Source organism: Mesorhizobium jarvisii, assembly GCF_003601985.1.
GTDB classification, from domain to species: Bacteria; Pseudomonadota; Alphaproteobacteria; order Rhizobiales; family Rhizobiaceae; genus Mesorhizobium; species Mesorhizobium jarvisii.
Map to the genome: position 1 here is coordinate 712,113 of NZ_QZXA01000002.1, position 18,926 is coordinate 731,038.

Sequence of the window (18,926 nt, forward strand, 5' to 3'; positions counted from 1 at the left end):
TGCTCTAATGTCTTTACCTGAAGAACGACCCGGCAAATCGGGCGACGGGGCAGGGCATGCGTCAGACACAATTTGCGGCGATGGCCACGATGGCGGCCGTCCTGATGATCACCGGGTGCACGACGAACAACAACGTCGACACGACCAAGACGACCGCGATCCAGCCGGCGGCCAAGGATGTCGACACATCCGACCTGGCACAAGGCAAGGCGCAGTTTCGCGACGCCAATTATGGTCTCGCCGAACAGCATTTCCGCAAGGCCGTCGAGCTGAAGGCTGACAATGCGGAGGCCTGGATGGGGCTGGCCGCCTCCTATGACGAGCTCGGCCGCTTCGACTTCGCCGACCGCGCCTATGGCCAGCTGTTGAAGGTCGCCGGCCGCAAACCGCAGATCGTCAACAATATGGGCTATTCGCAACTGCTGCGCGGCAACAAGAAGAAGGCCAGGGCGCTGCTGCTCGAGGCGAAGGCCGGCATGGCCGACCCGACGGTCGTCAACGCCAATCTCGCCTTGCTGAACAAGGGCTGATGCGCGTTTGATCCTCGCGCTGCCCAAGGGCCGATTTCCGCACGGGCACTGTCGACGCTTTGTAAACCCTAAACGCAGCCTGGGTCGAAAGATCGGCTGAAAACCATGTTCGAGGGCTGCCGCTGACCTAGAATGCGGCGTAACCGCCGACGCTCGAGAGGCCCCCGCCAGATATGCTGGATTTCAGTTCGCTCCTGCTCGCGGCCGCGCTGTCGGGCACATGCCTTGCCGTCACCATGTTTGCTATCTGGCTCACCGCGCCGCGGGCGCGTTTCGTGCTGACGGTGGCGTACGGCATTATCGTGCTTGTCGCGCATGTGATCCTGTTCTGGCGCTACACCAAGGAGCCTGATCCGCTGCTTTGCCAGATTGCGCTGGCGTTGCTCAGCCTGGGCTTCCTGATCATCTGCCTTTCGGCCATGCAGTATCTCGGCGTGCCGGACCACAGGCGTGCGATCATGCCGACACTTGCCGCCATGGCTGTCTGCGCGGCCTTCACCTTCCTCGGCCTTGACGGTGTCGGCTTCATCGTCACCTACGCGACGGTGACCGTGCTGCTGTCGACGATCGGAGCCATGTTCTGGGTCAATGGCAGCCACGATCGCCGGATCCTGCTGGTGGTTTCGTTCCTGAGTGGCACCTGCGCGGGGTCGTTTGCTCTTTGCGGCGTGGTTCTGATCGCCAAGGGGCAATGGACGCTCGGGGCGGCGCCCGACAATTGGGCCGAACGTCTGAATTCCGTCGTGGCGGTAGCCTGCATGACCGGTCTGGGCGCCTTGACGCTCTCCCTTCATCATCTGCAGGCGCAGATCGAGCTGAAGGCCGAGACCATGACCGATCCATTGACCGGGCTGATGAACCGTCGCGGGTTGATGTCCCTCCACGGCGAGCGGCCCTTCGGTCCCTTCATGGCGGTCGTCATGTTCGACCTCGATCACTTCAAGAGGACGAACGACATCTACGGTCACCCGGTCGGAGACCAGGTCCTGTGCCGCTTCGCCGCCGTTATCCGGAAATATGCCAGGACCGGCGTCGACGCCTTTCGCCTGGGTGGCGAGGAGTTCGCCATCGTCATGTCGCGGATGACGGAAGAGCGAGCCCATGATCTCGCCAGCAAGATCGGCGTCGCCTTCGGCACCGAAATCGTTCCTACCCCGCTCGGTCCGTTGCGCAGCACGGTCAGCGGCGGCATCGGCTTCGGCCGCGCCGACGGCAGCAGCCTCGACGAGGTGCTGGCCGAGGCGGATGCCGCGCTCTACGCGGCCAAGCGCGCCGGCCGAAACTGCGTCATCAGCGGCAAAAGAATGGGCCAGGCCGAACCGGTCAAGCCGGCCTTGCGCTCAGCCTAGTTATTCAGCCGCGCCCAGGTAATCCGACAGCGGCGGGCAGGAGCAGACCAGATTGCGGTCGCCGGCGACATTGTCGATGCGCGACACCGGCGGCCAGTACTTGGCCGCCGTATCGGCGTCGCCCGCGGGATAGGCCGCTTCCAGGCGCGAGTAGGGGTGGGTCCACTGGCCTGCCAGCGTCTCGGCGGCGGTGTGCGGCGCGTTGACCAGCGGGTTGTCGGCCAAGGGCCAGTCGCCCCTGGCGACTTTCGCCGCTTCGCCGGCAATGGCGATCATCGCCTCGCAGAAGCGGTCGAGTTCGCGCTTCGGCTCGGATTCCGTCGGCTCGACCATCAGCGTGCCGGCGACCGGAAACGACATGGTCGGCGCGTGGAAGCCATAGTCGATCAGGCGCTTGGCGATGTCATCGACACTGATGCCGGCGCTGTCCTTGAGCACGCGGGTATCGAGGATGCACTCATGCGCGATGCGATCGTGCCGGCCCTTGTAGAGCAGCGGGAAGTGCGGCGCGAGCCGTGTCGCCACATAGTTGGCCGAGATGATGGCGGTCTCCGTGGCCTGCTTCAGTCCGGCGGCGCCCATCATGCGGATATACATCCAGGTGATCGGCAGGATGGAAGCGCTGCCGAAGGGTGCCGCCGACACGGCATGCGCCGAGCCTTCGGTGACATGGCCCGGCAGATAGGGCTTCAGATGCGCCTTGACGCCGATCGGGCCGATGCCGGGGCCGCCGCCGCCATGCGGGATGCAGAAGGTCTTGTGCAGGTTCATATGGCAGACATCGGCGCCGATATCGGCGGGCCGGGCGAGCGCGACCAGCGCGTTGAGGTTGGCGCCGTCGAAATAGACCTGGCCGCCATGCTCGTGGATGAGGGCGCAGAGGTGGCGCGCGCCTTCTTCATAGACGCCATGCGTCGAGGGATAGGTGAACATCAGCGCCGCGAGATTCTTGGAATGCTCGTTGGCCTTGGCCCGCATATCGTCCATGTCGATATTGCCGTCTTCCAGGCAGCGCACGACGACGACGCTCATGCCGGCCATCGCCGCACTCGCCGGATTGGTGCCATGCGCGGAAGAGGGGATCAGGCAGACCGTGCGATGGCCTTCGCCGCGCGAGCGGTGATAGGCGCGGATGGCGAGCAGTCCGGCATATTCGCCCTGGCTGCCGGCATTGGGCTGCAGGCTGACCGCGTCGAAGCCGGTGATTTCGGACAGCCAGCCTTCCAGCTCGCCGATCATGGCGCGATAGCCGGCCGAATGGCTGGCCGGTGCGAAGGGATGCAGATTGGCGATGCTTGGCCAACTCACCGGCATCATTTCGGCCGCCGCGTTGAGCTTCATGGTGCAGGATCCGAGCGGGATCATGGAGCGGTCGAGCGCTAGATCCTTGTCGGCCAACCGGCGCAGCAGGCGCATCATGTCGGTCTCCGACTTGTTCTTGTTGAAGACCTGCTGGGTCAGAAACTCCTTTCCACGCGGCTTGCCGGGAACGGTGCTGTCGGCCGAGGAGGCAGCCTTGGCGCCGAACAGGGAAGCGATCGCGTCGAGATCGGCGTCTGTCGAGGTCTCGTCGAAGGCGATGCCGACATGGTCGGTGTCGAGGACGCGCAGCAGCCGGCCGGTCTTTTCGGCAGCCTCGGCGATTTGCGCGGCCTTGCCTTTCGCCTCCACCGTCACCGTGTCGAAGCGGCTGGCGCCGAGCACCGAAACGCCCGCCGCCTTGAGGCCGCTCGCCAGACGGTTTGCCAGAGCGTGGATGCGTCCGGCGATCGCCTGCAGCCCGGCGGGGCCGTGCCAGATGGCATAGGCCGTCGCCATGTTGGCGAGCAGCGCCTGCGCGGTGCAGATGTTGGAGGTCGCCTTGTCGCGGCGGATATGCTGTTCGCGCGTTTGCAAGGCAAGGCGGTATCCGGGCCGGCCCTTGCTGTCGGTCGATTGGCCGACGAGGCGGCCGGGCATCAGACGCGTCAGCTTATCGGAGACGGCGCAGTAAGCGGCATGTGGGCCGCCAAAGCCCATCGGCACGCCAAACCGCTGCATCGGGCCGACGGCGATGTCGGCGCCGAGTTTCGCCGGCGCATCGGTCAGCGTCAGGCCCAGCGGATCGGCGATGAAGACGACGATGGTACCGGTGGCGCGGGCCTTGTCGATCGCGGCCTTGTGGTCGCCATAGACGCCAAAGGTGTCGGGCCAGGAGACGAGCAGGGCAGCGGTGTTGTCGTCGATGGTCTCGCCGTCGATCTCGATGCCGAGCGGTTCGGCGCGGGTGCGCACCACATCCAGCGTCTGCGGATGCGGCGTGCCGGCGAACGCCACCTTGCTGCGCTTGTCACGGTGGTGGCGCAGCGCGATGCCGACCGCTTCGGCGACAGCGGTTGCTTCATCGAGCAGCGAGGCGGATGCCACCGGCAGTCCGGTCAATTCGGTGACCAAGGTCTGGAAATTGAACAGCATTTCCAGACGACCCTGGCTGATCTCGGCCTGATAGGGCGTGTAGGCCGTGTACCAGGCCGGATTCTCGAACAGATTGCGCTGGATGACCGGCGGCACGTGGACGCCGTGATAGCCGGCGCCGATGAAGCTCTTCAGCACGGTATTCCCAGCCATGGTCGCCGACAATTCGGCCAGCGCTTCGGCTTCGCTGGCCGGCGCGGGCAAGGTCAGCGGCAGGTCGAGGCGAATCGACTGCGGCACGGCCTGGCTGATCAGCGTCTCGACGGAAGGGACGCCGATCACCGCAAGCATGGCTCTGACATCGTTCACGCCAGGACCGATATGACGGGCCGAGAAGGGGGTAAGTGCTGTGGTCATCATCTCTAAGTCCTGATTTCAGGCGATATGGGCTTTGTAGGCGGCCTCGTCCATGAGGCCGGCGAGCTGGCTTTCGTCGGCAAGCTTCATCTTCCACAGCCAGCCGGCGCCGGTTGCCGCGGAGTTGACCAGCGACGGGTCGGAAGACAGCGTGCCGTTGGCCTCGGTGATCTCGCCGTCAACCGGCGCGTAAACGTCGGAGGCCGCCTTGACGGATTCGACCACGACGGCGGTGTCGCCCTTGGTCAGCTTCTTTCCGATCTCCGGCAGTTCGACGAAAACGAGGTCGCCGAGCTGCTCCTGCGCGTAGTCGGTGATGCCGACCGTGGCGATACCTCCTTCGACGCGGAGCCATTCGTGATCTGATGTGAAATAGGTCGTTGCCATGGAGTTCATCCTTTGCGGTAGCGATGAGGGGTGAAGGGCAGGGAGCTGATATCGACGGGGATCTTCGTGCCGCGTACGTCGGCGAACAACCGTGTGCCGGGCTTTGCCAGCGCTGCGGCGACATAGCCCATGGCGACCGGATGGCCGGCCGAGGGGCCAAAGCCGCCTGACGTGACATGGCCGGCGTGATTGCCGTCGGCATCGAACAGGGCGGCACCGGCGCGCACCGGCTGGCGGCCTTCCGGCTTCAGGCCGACGCGCTTTTGCGCCGGGCCGCGTTCGACGGCGGCGCGCAAGGCGTCGGCGCCGATAAAGGCGCCGGAAGCTCTGATGTCCTTGGGAATTGCCCACATCAGCGCGGCGGCGGCCGGGTCGGTCTCCGGCGTGATGTCCTGGCCATGCAGGCAGAGGCCGGCCTCAAGCCGCAGGCTGTCGCGCGCGGCAAGGCCGATCCACAGAACGCGTTCATCCTCGAGCAGCTTCGTGACCAAATCACGCGCGTCCGCCTCCGGCAGGCCGATCTCGAAACCGTCCTCGCCGGTGTAACCCGACCGGCTCATGAACCAGTCTTTCCGCGGCTCGACCCCGTGCATGAACAGCAGCGAGCCGGTCTCGATGCCGGCACGGGACAGGACTGCCCAGGCCTCGGGTCCCTGGATGGCCAGGAAGACGCGGTCGAGCGGCTCGACCTTCACATCGAAATTCGCGGCCAGTTCACGCAGATGCTTCTCGTCGGCGGCGGCGTTGCCGGCATTGGCGACCACCATGAACCTTGTATCGCCGAGCCGGGTGACGATCAGGTCGTCGAGGATGCCGCCGGCCTCATTGAGGAAGAAGGACAGTTTCGACTGCGAGATTTCGAGCGCGCCGGCATCCAAGGGGCAAGCGCGGTCGAGCAGCGCAACCGCTTGCGGCCCGCTGACCTCGAACAGTTTCATATGCGAGATATCGAAGAGACCGGCATGCTCGCGGGTGTGCAGGTGCTCCTTCATGACGCCGGCCGGATAGGTCAGCGGCATCGACCAGCCGGCGAAGGCGCCGAAGCGCGCACCGGCGGCTGTGTGGATATCTTCGAGGGGAAGGTGTTTGCTATCGTCGCCCGTCATGTCGTCTCCAGAGTCGCACGCAATCGGCCGCGAATGGCGACCAGTCCGTGCCCCTCTGTCTGAAGCCTGAGAGACTCGCGCAGCCGGAACTCTGTCAGCGGCGCTTACACCTTCGGCGCGGGGGCAAGCCCCGACTTTCCAGAGTGTCTTTCCCGTCTACGGTTCTTTTGCCTGAGAGATTTCGGGCGATTTCCCCTTCGGCGGCAGCTCTCGCTGCTCTCTCCCGCAAACAGGTAGGACTCAGAATCCCGAGCCCTCGACGCGCCATCCATAGCCCGTCGGCGACACCTTGTCACCTCCCAGCGACATCTAAAGGTGCGTCGCGATGTAACGGATTCAGGTGATGCGCTTTAGCTCTTTGTTTGATGCATGTCGTTTTCCCAAAACCGCTGCGCACTTTTGGGCGACATGCACTGGCCGGCAAGTCTTCGCTAACCACGCCGTTTGCCGGTTTTTCAAGACACTCCTGATATAGCGGGCCGATGTAACGCTTTGGGGCGGACGGGGACGACAATGGGCGAATTGATCATGAGCGCGCCGGTGGCGGGGCTGACCTCGAAGAATCGCATTGCCCCGGAGGATGTGGTGATGCTGCGCCGCGACGTGTTCGCCGATGGCGTGGTGACGCGAGGCGAGGCCGAGGCGCTGTTCGCTCTCGACCAGACGGCCCAGGACAAATGCGCGGCGTGGGCCCCGTTCTTCGTCGAGGCGGTGACCGACTACATCGTCCACCAGGAGAAGCCGTCCGGCTATATCTCGCAGGACAATGCCGATTGGCTGGTCCGCACTATTTCGCGCGACGGCATGGTCGACAGCCGCACCGAACTCGAATTGCTGGTTCATGTGCTGGAAAAGGCGAGATCCACACCGAGCAAGCTTTGCGTCTATGCGCTGGAGCAGGTCGCGCATGCCGTCATCGACGGCAAGGGGCCGCTGATGCTGGGCGGCGCGCTGGTGCCCGGACTGATCGCCAAGGCGGAAGTCGAGCTGCTGCGCCGCATCCTCTACGCCCATGGCGGCGACGGCAACATCGCCGTCACCCGCGGCGAGGCCGAGGTGCTGTTCAGGATCAACGAGCACACCGCCCAGGCCAAGAACGATCCGTCCTGGAACGACCTTTTCGTCAAGGCGATCGCCAATTTCGTCATGTGTTCGGCCGGCTATGAGGCGCCGACCCGCGACGTGGCGCTGCGCCAGGAGAGCTTCCTCGAACATGCCGAGCCGGCAATCGGCGGGTTCTTCAGCCGCATGGTCTCCGGCAGCCTTGCTGGCATCATCGAGGCCTATCGGTCCCCCGATGACATCGAGGCCGAATGGGAGGCCAAGAACAGGGCGGCCGAGGCCCTGGCCCGCCGTGCCGAGACGATCGATGCCGGCGAAGCCAAATGGCTGGTCGAGCATATCGGCGGGGATAGGCCTCTGTACGAGAACGAGCGCGCGCTGCTGACCCTGATCAAGCACGCCTCGCCGGAGATACATCCGGCATTGAGGCCGCTGCTTGAGAAGGTTGCCTAAAGTGCACCGTCCGCTGCTGTCGTTTTACAAAGGATGATGTTGGAGTGGCCTTCGGGCCATTCCGCGAGTTCGGCGATGCGCCGGAAGCCAGCCTTCTCGTAGAGGCCCGGTGCCTGGAAGTCGTGGCTGGAGACCCAAATTCTCCTGACTCCTCGAGCCGTTGCCTCAGCGACAAAAGCGCTGAGCAACTGCCTTGCATAGCCGCGACCGCGATAGGCCGCGTCAATCCACATCAATGTCAGCTCGGACGTGCTCGCCCAAGAGTAGCCGGCGGCAACGCCGATCGCATGTCCTGCACCGTCACGAATAACGAAAGCCAGTCCCCGGTCATCGGCGCAGCCCGTCGCGCGCCGGTTGTCGTTGTGGAGGCGTTCCTCGAGCGAACTCAACTCGATCGGCGAAAGATCGTGCTCGGCCTGTATGCGGGTGGTCATCAAATCCCGCCATACCAGTCATAGCCATTGTCTTCCCAATAGCCGCCGCGGCCGCCGCCGACATTGGCGAAGCCGTCGACCAACTCGATCTTGTAGAGATATTTCGGCATCTTATAGCCGAGTTGGCGTTCGACGCGGACGCGCAACGGGGCGCCGTTTTCGACCGGGAGCGGTTTGCCGTTCAGGCCGTAGGCGAGGATCGTCTGCGGATGGCGGGCGTCGATCAGGTCGATCGTGCCGTAATATTTGATGTCGCCGGACAGGCTGCGGTCGATCGTGTCGAGGCAGTGGAACATGACGTAACGCGCCTGCGGCTTGACCACCGCCTGGTCGAGCACCTGCGACAACGGCGTGCCGGTCCATTTGGCGATGCAGCTCCAGCCCTCGACGCAGTCGTGGCGGGTGATCTGCGTGCGGCTTGGCATGTTCTGAAGCTGCTCGCGGCTGAGCGACAGCGGCTTTTCGACGAGGCCCGAGACTTCCAGCCGCCAGTCGGCGAAATTGTTGGCGAGCAGGCCCTTGTAGGTGTCGTCGTCAGGGGCGGTAACGCCGTTCGGCCGCTGCGGCTGGCGGATATCGGCCTCGGTGAATTCCGGTGCCAGCGCGTCACGGCCGGCAAGCAGGCGTTGCGCGCGATATGTCAGCCCATTGGCGTTTTCGAGGAAACTGCGCAGGCCGCTGCCGATGCTCAACTGGCTGTCGAAAGCGTCGCAGCCCGACAGCATGATACCCGAGGCGCCAAGGCTGGCGGCGGTCAGGAACTTCCTTCGACTGATCTGAAAATTGGGGCTGATCTCAAACTTCGCCATGTCAGGCACTCCTCTCGTTCGTCTTGTCGTCATGCGCGGGAGGGTCGGTGCGGTACCAGCCGGTGATGATCGAGCGCAATTCGTTGATCGGGCCGGCGGCCAGGATCATCAGAATGTGGATGATGAAGAAGCCGACCAGCAGCAGCATGACGGTGAAATGAATGGTGCGCGCCGTCTGCCGGCCGCCGAGCACTTCGTTGAGGAAAGGCAGCACCGAATTCATGCTGGGCGACAGGGCAAGGCCGGTGATGATCATCAGCGGCAACAGCACGAACAGCACACCGCCATAGGCCATCTTCTGCAGTGTGTTGTATTCACGTGTGTGATGGAATTTCAGCTTCGCGTGGTCGACTATGTCCCGCGGCAGCCGCTTGAGGTCGTCGAGGCGCGGGGCGAGATCGCGCCTGATATGGCCGTTGACCAGGCTGGCGACCAGCCAGACGATCAAGGTCGTCGTCAGGATCCAGGCGAAGAAGAAATGCACGACGCGGGCGGTGCCGAGATCATAATAGGACGGGATGGTCGCCCAGGACGGGAAGCCACGCGCCGTCTCGTTGCCTGGCGGACCCGACCAGCCGAGCACGCCCGTCGTGTCGAAGCGGTGCCCGAAGATCTCGGTGAAGCCGCGCGGCCCGGCGCTCGTGTTTTCGGCGCCGATTTCGAAAATGGTGTTGTTGTAGCCGAAGCCGGATTGCTTGCCGATATAGAGCTGCGGCCGGGCGTTGAAGATCTGCAGGCCGGAAAGCAGCATGAAGAACAGCGAAATGGCCCAGATCCAGTGTGTCAGCCGCGTCCACCGCGACTGCCGGTAGATCAGCGTGCTGTCGCTCGACACGGGAGCGTCCGGTCCGGTGGCGGATTGGCTTCTGGCAACGGATTCCATTTTGTCTCGTCTCCCGGCCTCGCGGCGTGACCTGCGCGTTCATTGTCCTCCTGATACGTCGCGATCCAAACCGATGTTTCACCCGATCACGGATTTATTACGGGCCACCCAGGCTGACGGCGAGATTGACGGCCGCGGCGACGATGACCGTGTTGAAGAAAAACGACAGGATCGAGTGGACGAGGACGACACAGCGCATATGCGTGGTCGAGATGTTGGTGTCGGCGGTTTGCGCCGTCATGCCGATGACTGCCGAGAAATAGAGGAAATCCCAACCTTCCGGGCGCTTGTCGCCTGGGAACAGCAATCCGCCGACCGGGATTTTCTTCTTGGTTTCAGCGTCCACCGCATCGCCGTCCATCCAGTAGACATGCGCATAGTGAAGTGCGGCCATGGCATGGATGGTGAACCAGCCAAGCGGGATCGACAGCAGCGCGAAACCGAGTTCGACGGAATTGCCTCTGTTCTTCTGGTTGATAAGCAGGAACAACGAGACAACGGCGACGACAACGACGACGAGCGTCACGGCGAAGATGACCAGCACCGGCTGGTCGGTGGCGCGCGCATTCTTGCTCAGATATTTACCGCTGAATTTGGGCATCTGGCTGACGACGAGAATGACGTAGGCGGCGAAAAAGGCATTGGCGCCGATCGAATAGGCGAGCGGGGCGTGCAGCAGCAACGCCACGAGCAGCGCAAACGCGCCGAAACACGCCGACATTGCGAACAGCATATGGCGCTGCATAGGTTTCTGGATCGGGGCTTCGATGGCCATGACGTCTCCACCCTGGATCGCGCTCGGTTTCTAGCCGGGTGTGGCGGATTTCAGCGCGCGCCGCAAGATGCGGTCGAGTTCACCAAGAAACCGCGAACGGTCCTGCGGCGCAAAGGAGGCATTGTAGCCCTTGCTCTCACCGGTCTCGCGCAAATGCTGCTTGAGGTCGCGCATGGCCACCGCCATGCCGATGGTTTCGGGCGTGAACGGCCGCCCGGTTGGCCCAAGCACATGCGCCCCGAGCGCCACCGCGCGGGCGGCAAGCGGAATGTCCGCCGTGATCACGATGTCGTTGGATTTGGCATTCTCGACGATCCAGTCGTCGGCGGCGTCGGCGCCCTTGGAGACCACGACATTGCGGATCATTGGATCGCGCGATGGCCGCAAGCCGCCATTGGAGACGTAGGTGACGACGACGCCGAGGCGCTCGGCGACCTTTTCCACCTCGGCCTTGACCGGGCAGGCGTCGGCATCGACGTAGATGGCGGGTGCGGGCATAATCCCTCCGAAACGGACAGGGGCCGGAAACGTGTCCGGCCCCTGCCTGAAATCTTACAGTGTTCAGGCCGGCAAGGCGCCGGACTTCTTCGCGGTCCAGGTGGCCATATAGTCCATCAGGCCAGGGTTGAGACAGTCATAGGGTTCGAGCCCGATTGTCCTTAGCTGCGCGCGAATACCGTCCATCCGTTTTGGATCGACGCCGGATTCGATGATTGACGAGACGAAGGCTGCAAACCCCGGCGGCGACCAGCCATCCTCGACGAAGCGCTCGGGATGGATGAAGGTCAGGCCCTTGAAGGGATGGTCGCGCTCGACCGGGCCGTGCATATGGACACCGCAGCCGGTGCAGGCATGGCGCTGGATCAGCGCCGCGGAATCGACCACTTTCAGCTTGTCGCCGTTCTCGCTGACGGTGACGTCGCCCGTGCCGGCCACGGCAACCACCGAGAATACCGCGCCTTCCGGCTTCCAGCATTTGGTGCAGCCGCAGGCATGGTTGTGGGCGATCTGCCCCTTGACCTTCACCTTGACCGGCTTGCTGGTGCAGGCGCAGACCAGCGTGCCGCCGGCAAAGCTCGCGCTCTCCTTTGGCAGGCCATTGTCGATTTTCGGATGCAGTTTCTCCGCCATTCTTTTCTCCTCCCAGTTGTGAACCACAGAGGTCGCTGGCCGGTCGGTCGGCGGCGTGTGGCTTGCTTCAGTAAACGACGACGCTTCGGATCGACTTGCCCTCGTGCATGAGGTCGAACCCCTTGTTGATCTCGTCCAGTTTCAGCAAATGGGTGATCATCGGATCGATCTGGATCTTGCCGTCCATGTACCAGTCGACGATGCGCGGCACGTCGGTGCGGCCGCGCGCGCCGCCGAAGGCGGTGCCCATCCAGGTGCGGCCGGTGACCAGCTGGAACGGCCGCGTCGAGATTTCCTGGCCGGCGCCGGCGACGCCGATGATGACCGACTTGCCCCAGCCGCGGTGCGAGGCTTCCAGCGCCTGGCGCATCACCTTGGTGTTGCCGGTGCAGTCGAACGTGTAGTCGGCGCCGCCGATCTGGTCGGCGCCGCGCTTGGTCATGTTGACGAGGTAAGGCACGATGTCGCCGTCGATCTCCTTCGGATTGACGAAATGCGTCATGCCGAACCGCTCGCCCCATGCCTTCTTGTCGTTGTTCAAATCGACGCCGATGATCATGTCGGCGCCGGCAAGCTTCAGGCCCTGAATGACGTTCAGGCCGATACCGCCGAGGCCGAAGACCACGGCGGTCGCGCCTTGCTCGACCTTGGCGGTGTTGATGACGGCGCCGATGCCGGTGGTGACACCGCAGCCGATGTAGCAGATCTTGTCGAAGGGAGCGTCCGGATTGACCTTGGCCACCGCGATCTCGGGCAGCACGGTGAAGTTGGAGAAGGTCGAGCAGCCCATATAGTGGAAGATCTTGTCCTTGCCGATCGAGAAGCGCGACGAGCCGTCGGGCATCAAGCCCTGGCCCTGCGTGGCGCGGATCGCCGTGCACAGATTGGTCTTTCTCGACAGGCAGGACGGGCACTGTCGGCATTCCGGCGTGTAGAGCGGGATGACGTGGTCGCCCTTCTTGACCGAGGTGACGCCCTTGCCGACATCGACCACCACGCCAGCGCCCTCATGGCCGAGAATGGCTGGGAACAGGCCTTCGGGATCGGCGCCCGACAGCGTGAACTCGTCGGTGTGGCAAATGCCGGTCGCCTTGATCTCGACCAGCACCTCGCCTTCGCGCGGACCGTCGAGGTCGACCTCCATGATCTCCAGCGGCTTTCCGGCGGCGACAGCGACAGCGGCGCGGGTTTTCATAGGGCGTCCTCCAAATGCGAATTTTTTTCCAAGGTTTCAGGTTTTTTCGACACGATCAACTAGAAGCTGGTGCCGAGACTGGGCCACAGCGATGAATTGGAATCGCAAATCGATTGAAAGGCAGTGATTTGCATGGTCGGCTTGACCCCGCAAGCACAGGTCATAAAAGGAACGACCGACCGGAGGGGAATGACCTCAGCATGTTCACGAAAATCCTGATCGCCAACCGTGGCGAGATCGCCTGTCGCGTCATCAAGACGGCGCGCAAGATGGGGATTGCCACGGTCGCCGTCTATTCCGATGCCGATCGCGATGCCGTGCATGTCGAGATGGCCGACGAGGCGGTGCATATCGGGCCTTCGCCCGCCGCGCAAAGTTATCTTGTCCCTGAAAAGATCATCGCCGCCTGCAAGGAAACCGGGGCTCAGGCCGTGCATCCCGGCTATGGCTTCCTGTCCGAGCGCGCCGCCTTCTGCGAAACGCTGGAGAAGGAAGGCATCGTCTTCATCGGCCCGAAGCCCAAGGCGATCAAGGCCATGGGCGACAAGATCGAATCGAAGAAATTCGCCAACGCCGCCAAGGTTTCGACCGTGCCCGGCTGGCTTGGCGTCATCGAGAATGCCGACCACGCCGAACAGATCGCCGGCGAGATCGGCTATCCCGTGATGATCAAGGCCTCCGCCGGCGGCGGCGGCAAGGGCATGCGCATTGCCTGGAACCAGTCGGAAGTGCGCGACGGTTTCGACCGGGCGCGCTCGGAAGCCAAGAGCTCGTTCGGCGACGACCGCGTGTTCATTGAGAAATTCGTCGTCGATCCGCGCCATATCGAGATCCAGGTGCTGGCCGATGCGCATGGCAATGCGCTCTATCTCGGCGAGCGTGAATGCTCGATCCAGCGCCGCAACCAGAAGGTGGCGGAAGAGGCGCCGTCGCCCTTCCTCGATGCCAAGACGCGCAAGGCCATGGGCGAGCAGTCGGTGGCGCTGGCCAGGGCGGTCGACTACCAGAGCGCCGGCACGGTCGAGTTCATCGTCGACAAGGACAAGAACTTCTATTTCCTTGAAATGAATACACGATTGCAGGTCGAGCATCCGGTGACCGAACTCGTCACCGGCATAGATCTGGTCGAGCAGATGATCCGCGTCGCCGCCGGTGAGAAGCTCGCCTTGAAGCAAAGCGACATCAAGCTGAATGGCTGGGCGGTGGAAAGCCGGCTCTATGCCGAGGACCCGCATCGCAATTTCCTGCCGTCGATCGGCCGGCTGACGCGCTACCGGCCGCCGGAGGAAGGGCAATTCGGCGATGTGATCATCCGCAACGACACCGGCGTCACCGAAGGCTCCGAGATTTCGATGTTCTATGACCCGATGCTCGCCAAATTGTGCACCTGGGCGCCGACGCGCATCGAAGCGATCGATGCCATGTCGGAAGCGCTCGACAGTTTTGTGGTCGACGGTATCGAGCACAACATTCCGTTCCTGGCGGCGCTGATGCAGCATCCGCGCTGGCGGGAAGGGGCGATATCGACCGGCTTCATAGCCGAGGAATATCCCGACGGTTTTGCGCCCGTCGTGCCGAACAGCGAAGAAAAAGCAGTTCTCACCTCGATCGTGACCGCGGTGGAATTGCTGCGCCGCGACCGGCTCGACCGGCTGGGCGGGCGGTTGGCGCCGCATTCGGGTGCGCTCAAGCGCGATTGGGTGGTGAAGCTCGGCGACGACTACCTCCAGGCGTCCATCCTCGAAGGCATGATATCCATTCCGATGGAGATCGACCTGTCGATCGACGGCGGCAAGGCGCTGACCGTTTCATCCGACTGGCGGCCGGGCGACCTGATCTGGCGCGGCACGGTCGGCAAGCGCTCCGTTGTCGCCCAGATCCGGCCTGTCGCCAACGGTCTTCGCATCGCCTGGAAAGGCATGTCGGTGACCGCGCGCGCCATGCTGCCGCGCATCGCCGAGCTGGAACGGCTGATGCCGGAGAAGGTGGCGCCGGACACGTCGAAACTGCTGCTTTGCCCGATGCCCGGCCTCGTCGTGTCGATCGCTGTCACCGAGGGCCAGGAGGTCAAGGCCGGCGAGACCTTGGCCGTCGTCGAGGCGATGAAGATGGAAAACGTGCTGCGCGCCGAACGCGACCTCGTCGTATCGAAACTCAACGCCAAGCCCGGCGACAGCCTGGCTGTGGACGCGGTGATCATGGAATTCGCCTAGAGATTGTTTGGAAATTCTACTTCGGCCGCCATCTGAAGGCGTTTTCTGCGCTTCCCGTTCTACTTGCGCTCCGGTTCTCGAAACCACCATCATATGACTCGCCGGAGCGAACGTCGAAACAATCTCTGAGGTGAGGCGCCGTGCATTCGGCAAGCCTGTGATTGGCGGTCGTTTGTGCTGGACTGGTATCGCCCTGTCCCGGACAATATATCTCCATCGACTCAAGGCCTTCGACAGCGCGAGAAATCATGGCGGATGACAAACTCCCACGCGACCCCCTGAAGCGCGAAGCCGCGATAGCGGCGGCGCGGCCGGAGGTGCCGGCGCGGCCGTTCGTGCATCTGCGCGTGCATTCGGCCTATTCGCTGCTCGAGGGCGCGCTCCAACTCGGCAAGATCGTCGGCCATGCCGTGAAGGACGAGGCGCCGGCGATCGCCGTCACCGACACCAACAATCTGTTCGGCGCGCTCGAATTCGCGCAGAAGGCGGTGAAGGAGGGCATCCAACCGATCATCGGCTGCCAGATCGCGCTCGCCTTTTCCGGCGAAAACAGCGACGGCCAGCGGGATCGCCGGCGGCAAGGCCCGGAAATGCGGCCGGTCGTTCTGCTCGCCGCGACCGAAGCCGGTTATTCCAACCTGGTCAGGCTGGTCAGCCGCGTCTATCTGGAAACACCGCCCGGCGAGGCGGTGCATCTGACGACCGAGATGCTGGAGGGAAAGGCCGATGGGCTGATCTGCCTCAGCGGCGGGCCACGCGGCCCGATCGGCAATGCCTTGAAGGAGGATCGCCGCGATCTGGCCGAGGTTCGGCTTTTGACGCTCAAGGCGATGTTCGGCGACCGGCTCTATGTCGAATTGGACCGGGTCGCGGGCTATGACCGGGTCATCGAACATCAGACGATCGATCTCGCCTATGCGCACGAACTTCCGCTTGTCGCCACCAACGAGGCGTTTTTCTCTTCACGCGACGATTATGAGGCGCATGACGCGCTGATCGCCATCGCCGAGGGCTCCGTTGTCGCTGTCGATACCCGCCGCCGGTTGTCGCCGGACAATTTCCTGCGCAGCCAGGCCGACATGGCAAAGCTGTTCGCCGACCTGCCGGAAGCGATCGACAATACGGTCGAGATCGCCCAGCGCTGTTCCTATTATCCGAAAACCCGCAGCCCGATCCTGCCACGCTTCACTGGCGGCGATGCCTCCGACAAGGATGCGGCCGAAAAGGCCGAGGCCGCGGAGCTCGCCCGCCAGGCGCGTGAGGGGCTCGACGCACGGCTCGCCCTGCACGGACCGACTCCGGGCTACACGGTCGAGCAGTATCGCGAACGGCTGGAATTCGAGCTCGGCATCATCGAGAAGATGAAATTCCCCGGCTACTTCCTGATCGTTGCCGACTTCATCAAATGGGCCAAGGCGCAAGGCATTCCGGTTGGACCGGGCCGTGGTTCGGGCGCCGGGTCGCTGGTCGCCTATTCGACGACCATCACCGACATCGATCCGCTGCGCTTCTCGCTGCTGTTCGAGCGCTTCCTCAATCCCGACCGCGTGTCGATGCCCGACTTCGACATCGACTTCTGCCAGGATCGCCGCGAAGAGGTGATCCGCTACGTCCAGCAGAAATACGGCCGCGACCAGGTCGGCCAGATCATCACCTTCGGTACACTGCAGGCCCGCGCCGTGCTGCGCGATGTCGGCCGCGTGCTGCAGATGCCCTATGGCCAGGTCGACAAGCTGTCCAAAATGGTGCCGCAGAACCCTGCCAATCCGGTCAAGCTGGCGGACGCCATTGCCAATGAGCCGCGCTTTGCCGAAGAGGCCGAGAAGGAGCCGATCGTCCAGACGCTGCTCGACATGGCTCAGAAGCTGGAAGGTCTTTACCGCCACGCTTCTACGCACGCCGCCGGCATCGTCATCGGCGACCGGCCTTTGTCGGAACTGGTGCCGATGTACCGCGATCCGCGCTCGGACATGCCGGTCACCCAGTTCAACATGAAATATGTCGAGCAGGCCGGGCTGGTGAAGTTCGACTTCCTCGGCCTGAAGACGCTGACCGTGCTGGAGACGGCGGTCAAGCTGATCCGCCGGCGCGGTATCGACATCGACCTGGCGACGATCCCGCTCGACGACCCCGAGACCTACGCCATGCTGTCGCGCGGCGAGGTGGTCGGCGTGTTCCAGGTGGAAAGTGCCGGCATGCGCAAGGCGCTGATAGGCATGCGGCCCGACTGCATCGAGGACATCATCGCGCTCGTCGCCCTCTACCGGCCAGGCCCGATGGAGAACATCCCGACCTACAATGCCAGAAAGCATGGCGAGGAGGAGATGGCCTCGATCCATCCCAAGATCGACCATCTGGTGAAGGAGACGCAAGGCGTCATCGTCTACCAGGAACAGGTGATGCAGATTGCGCAGGAGCTGTCCGGCTATTCGCTCGGCGAGGCCGACCTTCTGCGCCGCGCCATGGGCAAGAAGATCCGCGCCGAGATGGACAAGCAGCGCGAGCGCTTTGTCTCGGGTGCGGTCGAGCGCGGTGTCAGCAAGCCGCAAGCCGACTTTATTTTCGACCTGCTGGCCAAGTTCGCCGACTACGGTTTCAACAAGTCGCACGCAGCCGCCTACGCCGTGGTCTCGTACCAGACCGCCTATCTCAAGGCGCATTATCCGGTCGAGTTCCTGGCCGCGTCGATGACGCTCGATATGGGCAATACTGACAAGCTCGCCGACTTCCGCCAGGACGCGCTGCGCCTCGGCATCGAGGTTCTGGCGCCGTCGGTGATGACGAGTTTTCGGCCTTTCGAGGTCGGCGAGAACCGCATCTATTATTCGATGGCCGCACTCAAGGGCGTCGGCGACGCGGCGGTCGAGCACATCGTTGCCGTGCGGGGCGAAAAACCGTTCAAGAATCTCGCGGATTTCTGCGAGCGGGTCGATCCCAAGATCGTCGGCAAGCGCGTCTTCGAAAGCCTGATCATGGCCGGCGCGCTCGACTGCTTCGGCCATGACCGCGCCCAGATGATGGCTGGCGTCGAACGGATGATGGGATTGGCGTCACTTGCCCAGCAGAACGCCGTTTCCGGCCAGGCCGATATTTTCGGCGCCTCACTCGGCGCTCAGTCGCAGGCGTTGAACCTGCCGGCGACGGACCCATGGCTCGCCGCCGACCGGCTGCACCGCGAATTCCAGGTCGTCGGTTTCTATCTCTCGGCCCATCCGCTCGACGAATACAAGGCGGCCTTGCAGAAGATGCGGGTGCAGAACTGGGCGGAGTTCTCGGCCGCCGTCAAGCGCGGCGCTTCTGCCGGCCGCCTGGCAGGCACGGTGACCAGCAAACAGGAGCGCAAGACGCGCACCGGCAACAAGATGGGCGTTGTGGCCTTTTCCGATACTTCCGGCCAGTACGAGGCCGTGCTGTTTTCCGAAGCGTTGGCGCAGTACCGTGACTTGCTGGAAGCCGGCCGCTCCGTCGTGATCACCGTCGCGGCCGAGGACCGGCCCGAGGGCGTCAATTTGCGCATCAACTCCGTGCAATCGCTGGAGGAGGAGGCAAGCCGTATCCAGAAGGCGCTGCGCATATTCGTCAGGAACGATGGACCCGCCTCGATAATCCAGTCCCAGCTCACCCAGCGCGGTGAAAGCCAGGTGAGCATCATCGTAATCAAGGAAGAGGCCCAGGGCGAGGTCGAGATCGCTTTGCAGGGCGGCTACCGCGTCTCGCCGCAGATCGCCTCGGCGATGCGCGCCGTGCCCGGCGTGGTCGAAGTGGAACTGGTGTGATCGCCGCGCTTG

At 63.5% G+C, this 18,926-nt stretch carries 15 protein-coding genes and 1 riboswitch; of the genes, 5 read left to right on the forward strand and 10 right to left on the reverse strand.

Features of this window, described 5'->3' with window-relative positions:
* Positions 1-56: 56 nt before the first annotated feature.
* The gene (locus D3242_RS07180) at positions 57-530 is read left to right on the forward strand and encodes a tetratricopeptide repeat protein (RefSeq protein WP_019858425.1); all 474 of its coding nucleotides are present in this window, start codon (positions 57-59) and stop codon (positions 528-530) included.
* Positions 531-703: 173 nt separating this feature from the next.
* Positions 704-1,879: a GGDEF domain-containing protein gene (locus D3242_RS07185; RefSeq protein WP_064984236.1), complete on the forward strand. Its 1,176-nt coding sequence runs from the start codon at positions 704-706 to the stop codon at positions 1,877-1,879.
* On the opposite strand, the gene gcvP is transcribed toward D3242_RS07185, so the two are convergent.
* The 3 genes from gcvP to gcvT are packed head-to-tail and all read right to left on the reverse strand — an operon-like array spanning position 1,880 to position 6,183.
* Complete coding sequence (gcvP, locus tag D3242_RS07190) at positions 1,880-4,693, reverse strand: aminomethyl-transferring glycine dehydrogenase (protein WP_064984238.1); 2,814 nt, start codon at positions 4,691-4,693, stop codon at positions 1,880-1,882.
* A 15-nt stretch (positions 4,694-4,708) separates the two neighbouring features.
* A complete protein-coding gene (gene gcvH, locus D3242_RS07195) occupies positions 4,709-5,077 on the reverse strand; it encodes a glycine cleavage system protein GcvH (protein WP_027046888.1) in 369 nt (122 codons plus the stop codon).
* 5 nt (positions 5,078-5,082) lie between these two features.
* Positions 5,083-6,183, reverse strand: a complete 1,101-nt coding sequence (gene gcvT / locus D3242_RS07200; protein WP_038647063.1) for a glycine cleavage system aminomethyltransferase GcvT — start codon at positions 6,181-6,183, stop codon at positions 5,083-5,085.
* Positions 6,184-6,332: 149 nt separating this feature from the next.
* Positions 6,333-6,419, reverse strand: a riboswitch (glycine riboswitch).
* 277 nt (positions 6,420-6,696) lie between these two features.
* Here gcvT and D3242_RS07205 point away from each other — a divergent pair.
* Positions 6,697-7,698: a hypothetical protein gene (locus tag D3242_RS07205; protein ID WP_064984239.1), complete on the forward strand. Its 1,002-nt coding sequence runs from the start codon at positions 6,697-6,699 to the stop codon at positions 7,696-7,698.
* Here D3242_RS07205 and D3242_RS07210 read toward each other — a convergent pair.
* The 7 genes from D3242_RS07210 to D3242_RS07240 form a co-directional block, all read right to left on the reverse strand.
* Positions 7,695-8,132: a GNAT family N-acetyltransferase gene (locus D3242_RS07210; RefSeq protein ID WP_064984241.1), complete on the reverse strand. Its 438-nt coding sequence runs from the start codon at positions 8,130-8,132 to the stop codon at positions 7,695-7,697. The two genes, D3242_RS07205 and D3242_RS07210, sit on opposite strands and share 4 nt — an antisense overlap.
* Positions 8,132-8,941, reverse strand: coding sequence for a molybdopterin-binding protein (locus D3242_RS07215; RefSeq protein ID WP_064984242.1), 810 nt, complete (start codon positions 8,939-8,941; stop codon positions 8,132-8,134). Before D3242_RS07215 ends, D3242_RS07210 begins: the two co-directional genes overlap by 1 nt.
* 1 nt (position 8,942) lies before the next feature.
* Positions 8,943-9,824, reverse strand: coding sequence for a cytochrome b/b6 domain-containing protein (locus D3242_RS07220; protein WP_064984244.1), 882 nt, complete (start codon positions 9,822-9,824; stop codon positions 8,943-8,945).
* 97 nt (positions 9,825-9,921) lie between these two features.
* Entirely contained in the window at positions 9,922-10,599 is a 678-nt protein-coding gene (locus D3242_RS07225) for a DUF1345 domain-containing protein (RefSeq protein WP_064984246.1), read from the reverse strand.
* Positions 10,600-10,629: 30 nt separating this feature from the next.
* Positions 10,630-11,097, reverse strand: a complete 468-nt coding sequence (locus D3242_RS07230) for a YaiI/YqxD family protein (protein ID WP_019858415.1) — start codon at positions 11,095-11,097, stop codon at positions 10,630-10,632.
* Between the two features lie 63 nt (positions 11,098-11,160).
* Positions 11,161-11,730: an S-(hydroxymethyl)glutathione synthase gene (gfa, locus tag D3242_RS07235; RefSeq protein WP_027046885.1), complete on the reverse strand. Its 570-nt coding sequence runs from the start codon at positions 11,728-11,730 to the stop codon at positions 11,161-11,163.
* A 67-nt stretch (positions 11,731-11,797) separates the two neighbouring features.
* Complete coding sequence (locus D3242_RS07240) at positions 11,798-12,925, reverse strand: S-(hydroxymethyl)glutathione dehydrogenase/class III alcohol dehydrogenase (RefSeq protein ID WP_019858413.1); 1,128 nt, start codon at positions 12,923-12,925, stop codon at positions 11,798-11,800.
* A 200-nt stretch (positions 12,926-13,125) separates the two neighbouring features.
* Here D3242_RS07240 and D3242_RS07245 point away from each other — a divergent pair, with 200 nt between their 5' ends.
* Positions 13,126-15,138, forward strand: a complete 2,013-nt coding sequence (locus D3242_RS07245) for an acetyl-CoA carboxylase biotin carboxylase subunit (protein ID WP_064984248.1) — start codon at positions 13,126-13,128, stop codon at positions 15,136-15,138.
* A 248-nt stretch (positions 15,139-15,386) separates the two neighbouring features.
* On the forward strand, positions 15,387-18,914 hold the full coding sequence (gene dnaE / locus D3242_RS07250; RefSeq protein WP_064984250.1) for a DNA polymerase III subunit alpha: 3,528 nt from the start codon (positions 15,387-15,389) through the stop codon (positions 18,912-18,914).
* Positions 18,915-18,926 lie beyond the last annotated feature (12 nt).

What these genes read in the sequence shown, in the direction of transcription:
- D3242_RS07180 (WP_019858425.1), top strand. Translation starts at nt 57, where the DNA reads ATGCGTCAGACACAATTTGCGGCGATGGCCACGATGGCGGCCGTCCTG.
- D3242_RS07185 (WP_064984236.1), top strand. Translation starts at nt 704, where the DNA reads ATGCTGGATTTCAGTTCGCTCCTGCTCGCGGCCGCGCTGTCGGGCACA.
- gcvP (WP_064984238.1), bottom strand. Translation starts at nt 4,693, where the DNA reads ATGATGACCACAGCACTTACCCCCTTCTCGGCCCGTCATATCGGTCCT.
- gcvH (WP_027046888.1), bottom strand. Translation starts at nt 5,077, where the DNA reads ATGGCAACGACCTATTTCACATCAGATCACGAATGGCTCCGCGTCGAA.
- gcvT (WP_038647063.1), bottom strand. Translation starts at nt 6,183, where the DNA reads ATGACGGGCGACGATAGCAAACACCTTCCCCTCGAAGATATCCACACA.
- D3242_RS07205 (WP_064984239.1), top strand. Translation starts at nt 6,697, where the DNA reads ATGGGCGAATTGATCATGAGCGCGCCGGTGGCGGGGCTGACCTCGAAG.
- D3242_RS07210 (WP_064984241.1), bottom strand. Translation starts at nt 8,132, where the DNA reads ATGACCACCCGCATACAGGCCGAGCACGATCTTTCGCCGATCGAGTTG.
- D3242_RS07215 (WP_064984242.1), bottom strand. Translation starts at nt 8,941, where the DNA reads ATGGCGAAGTTTGAGATCAGCCCCAATTTTCAGATCAGTCGAAGGAAG.
- D3242_RS07220 (WP_064984244.1), bottom strand. Translation starts at nt 9,824, where the DNA reads ATGGAATCCGTTGCCAGAAGCCAATCCGCCACCGGACCGGACGCTCCC.
- D3242_RS07225 (WP_064984246.1), bottom strand. Translation starts at nt 10,599, where the DNA reads ATGGCCATCGAAGCCCCGATCCAGAAACCTATGCAGCGCCATATGCTG.
- D3242_RS07230 (WP_019858415.1), bottom strand. Translation starts at nt 11,097, where the DNA reads ATGCCCGCACCCGCCATCTACGTCGATGCCGACGCCTGCCCGGTCAAG.
- gfa (WP_027046885.1), bottom strand. Translation starts at nt 11,730, where the DNA reads ATGGCGGAGAAACTGCATCCGAAAATCGACAATGGCCTGCCAAAGGAG.
- D3242_RS07240 (WP_019858413.1), bottom strand. Translation starts at nt 12,925, where the DNA reads ATGAAAACCCGCGCCGCTGTCGCTGTCGCCGCCGGAAAGCCGCTGGAG.
- D3242_RS07245 (WP_064984248.1), top strand. Translation starts at nt 13,126, where the DNA reads ATGTTCACGAAAATCCTGATCGCCAACCGTGGCGAGATCGCCTGTCGC.
- dnaE (WP_064984250.1), top strand. Translation starts at nt 15,387, where the DNA reads ATGGCGGATGACAAACTCCCACGCGACCCCCTGAAGCGCGAAGCCGCG.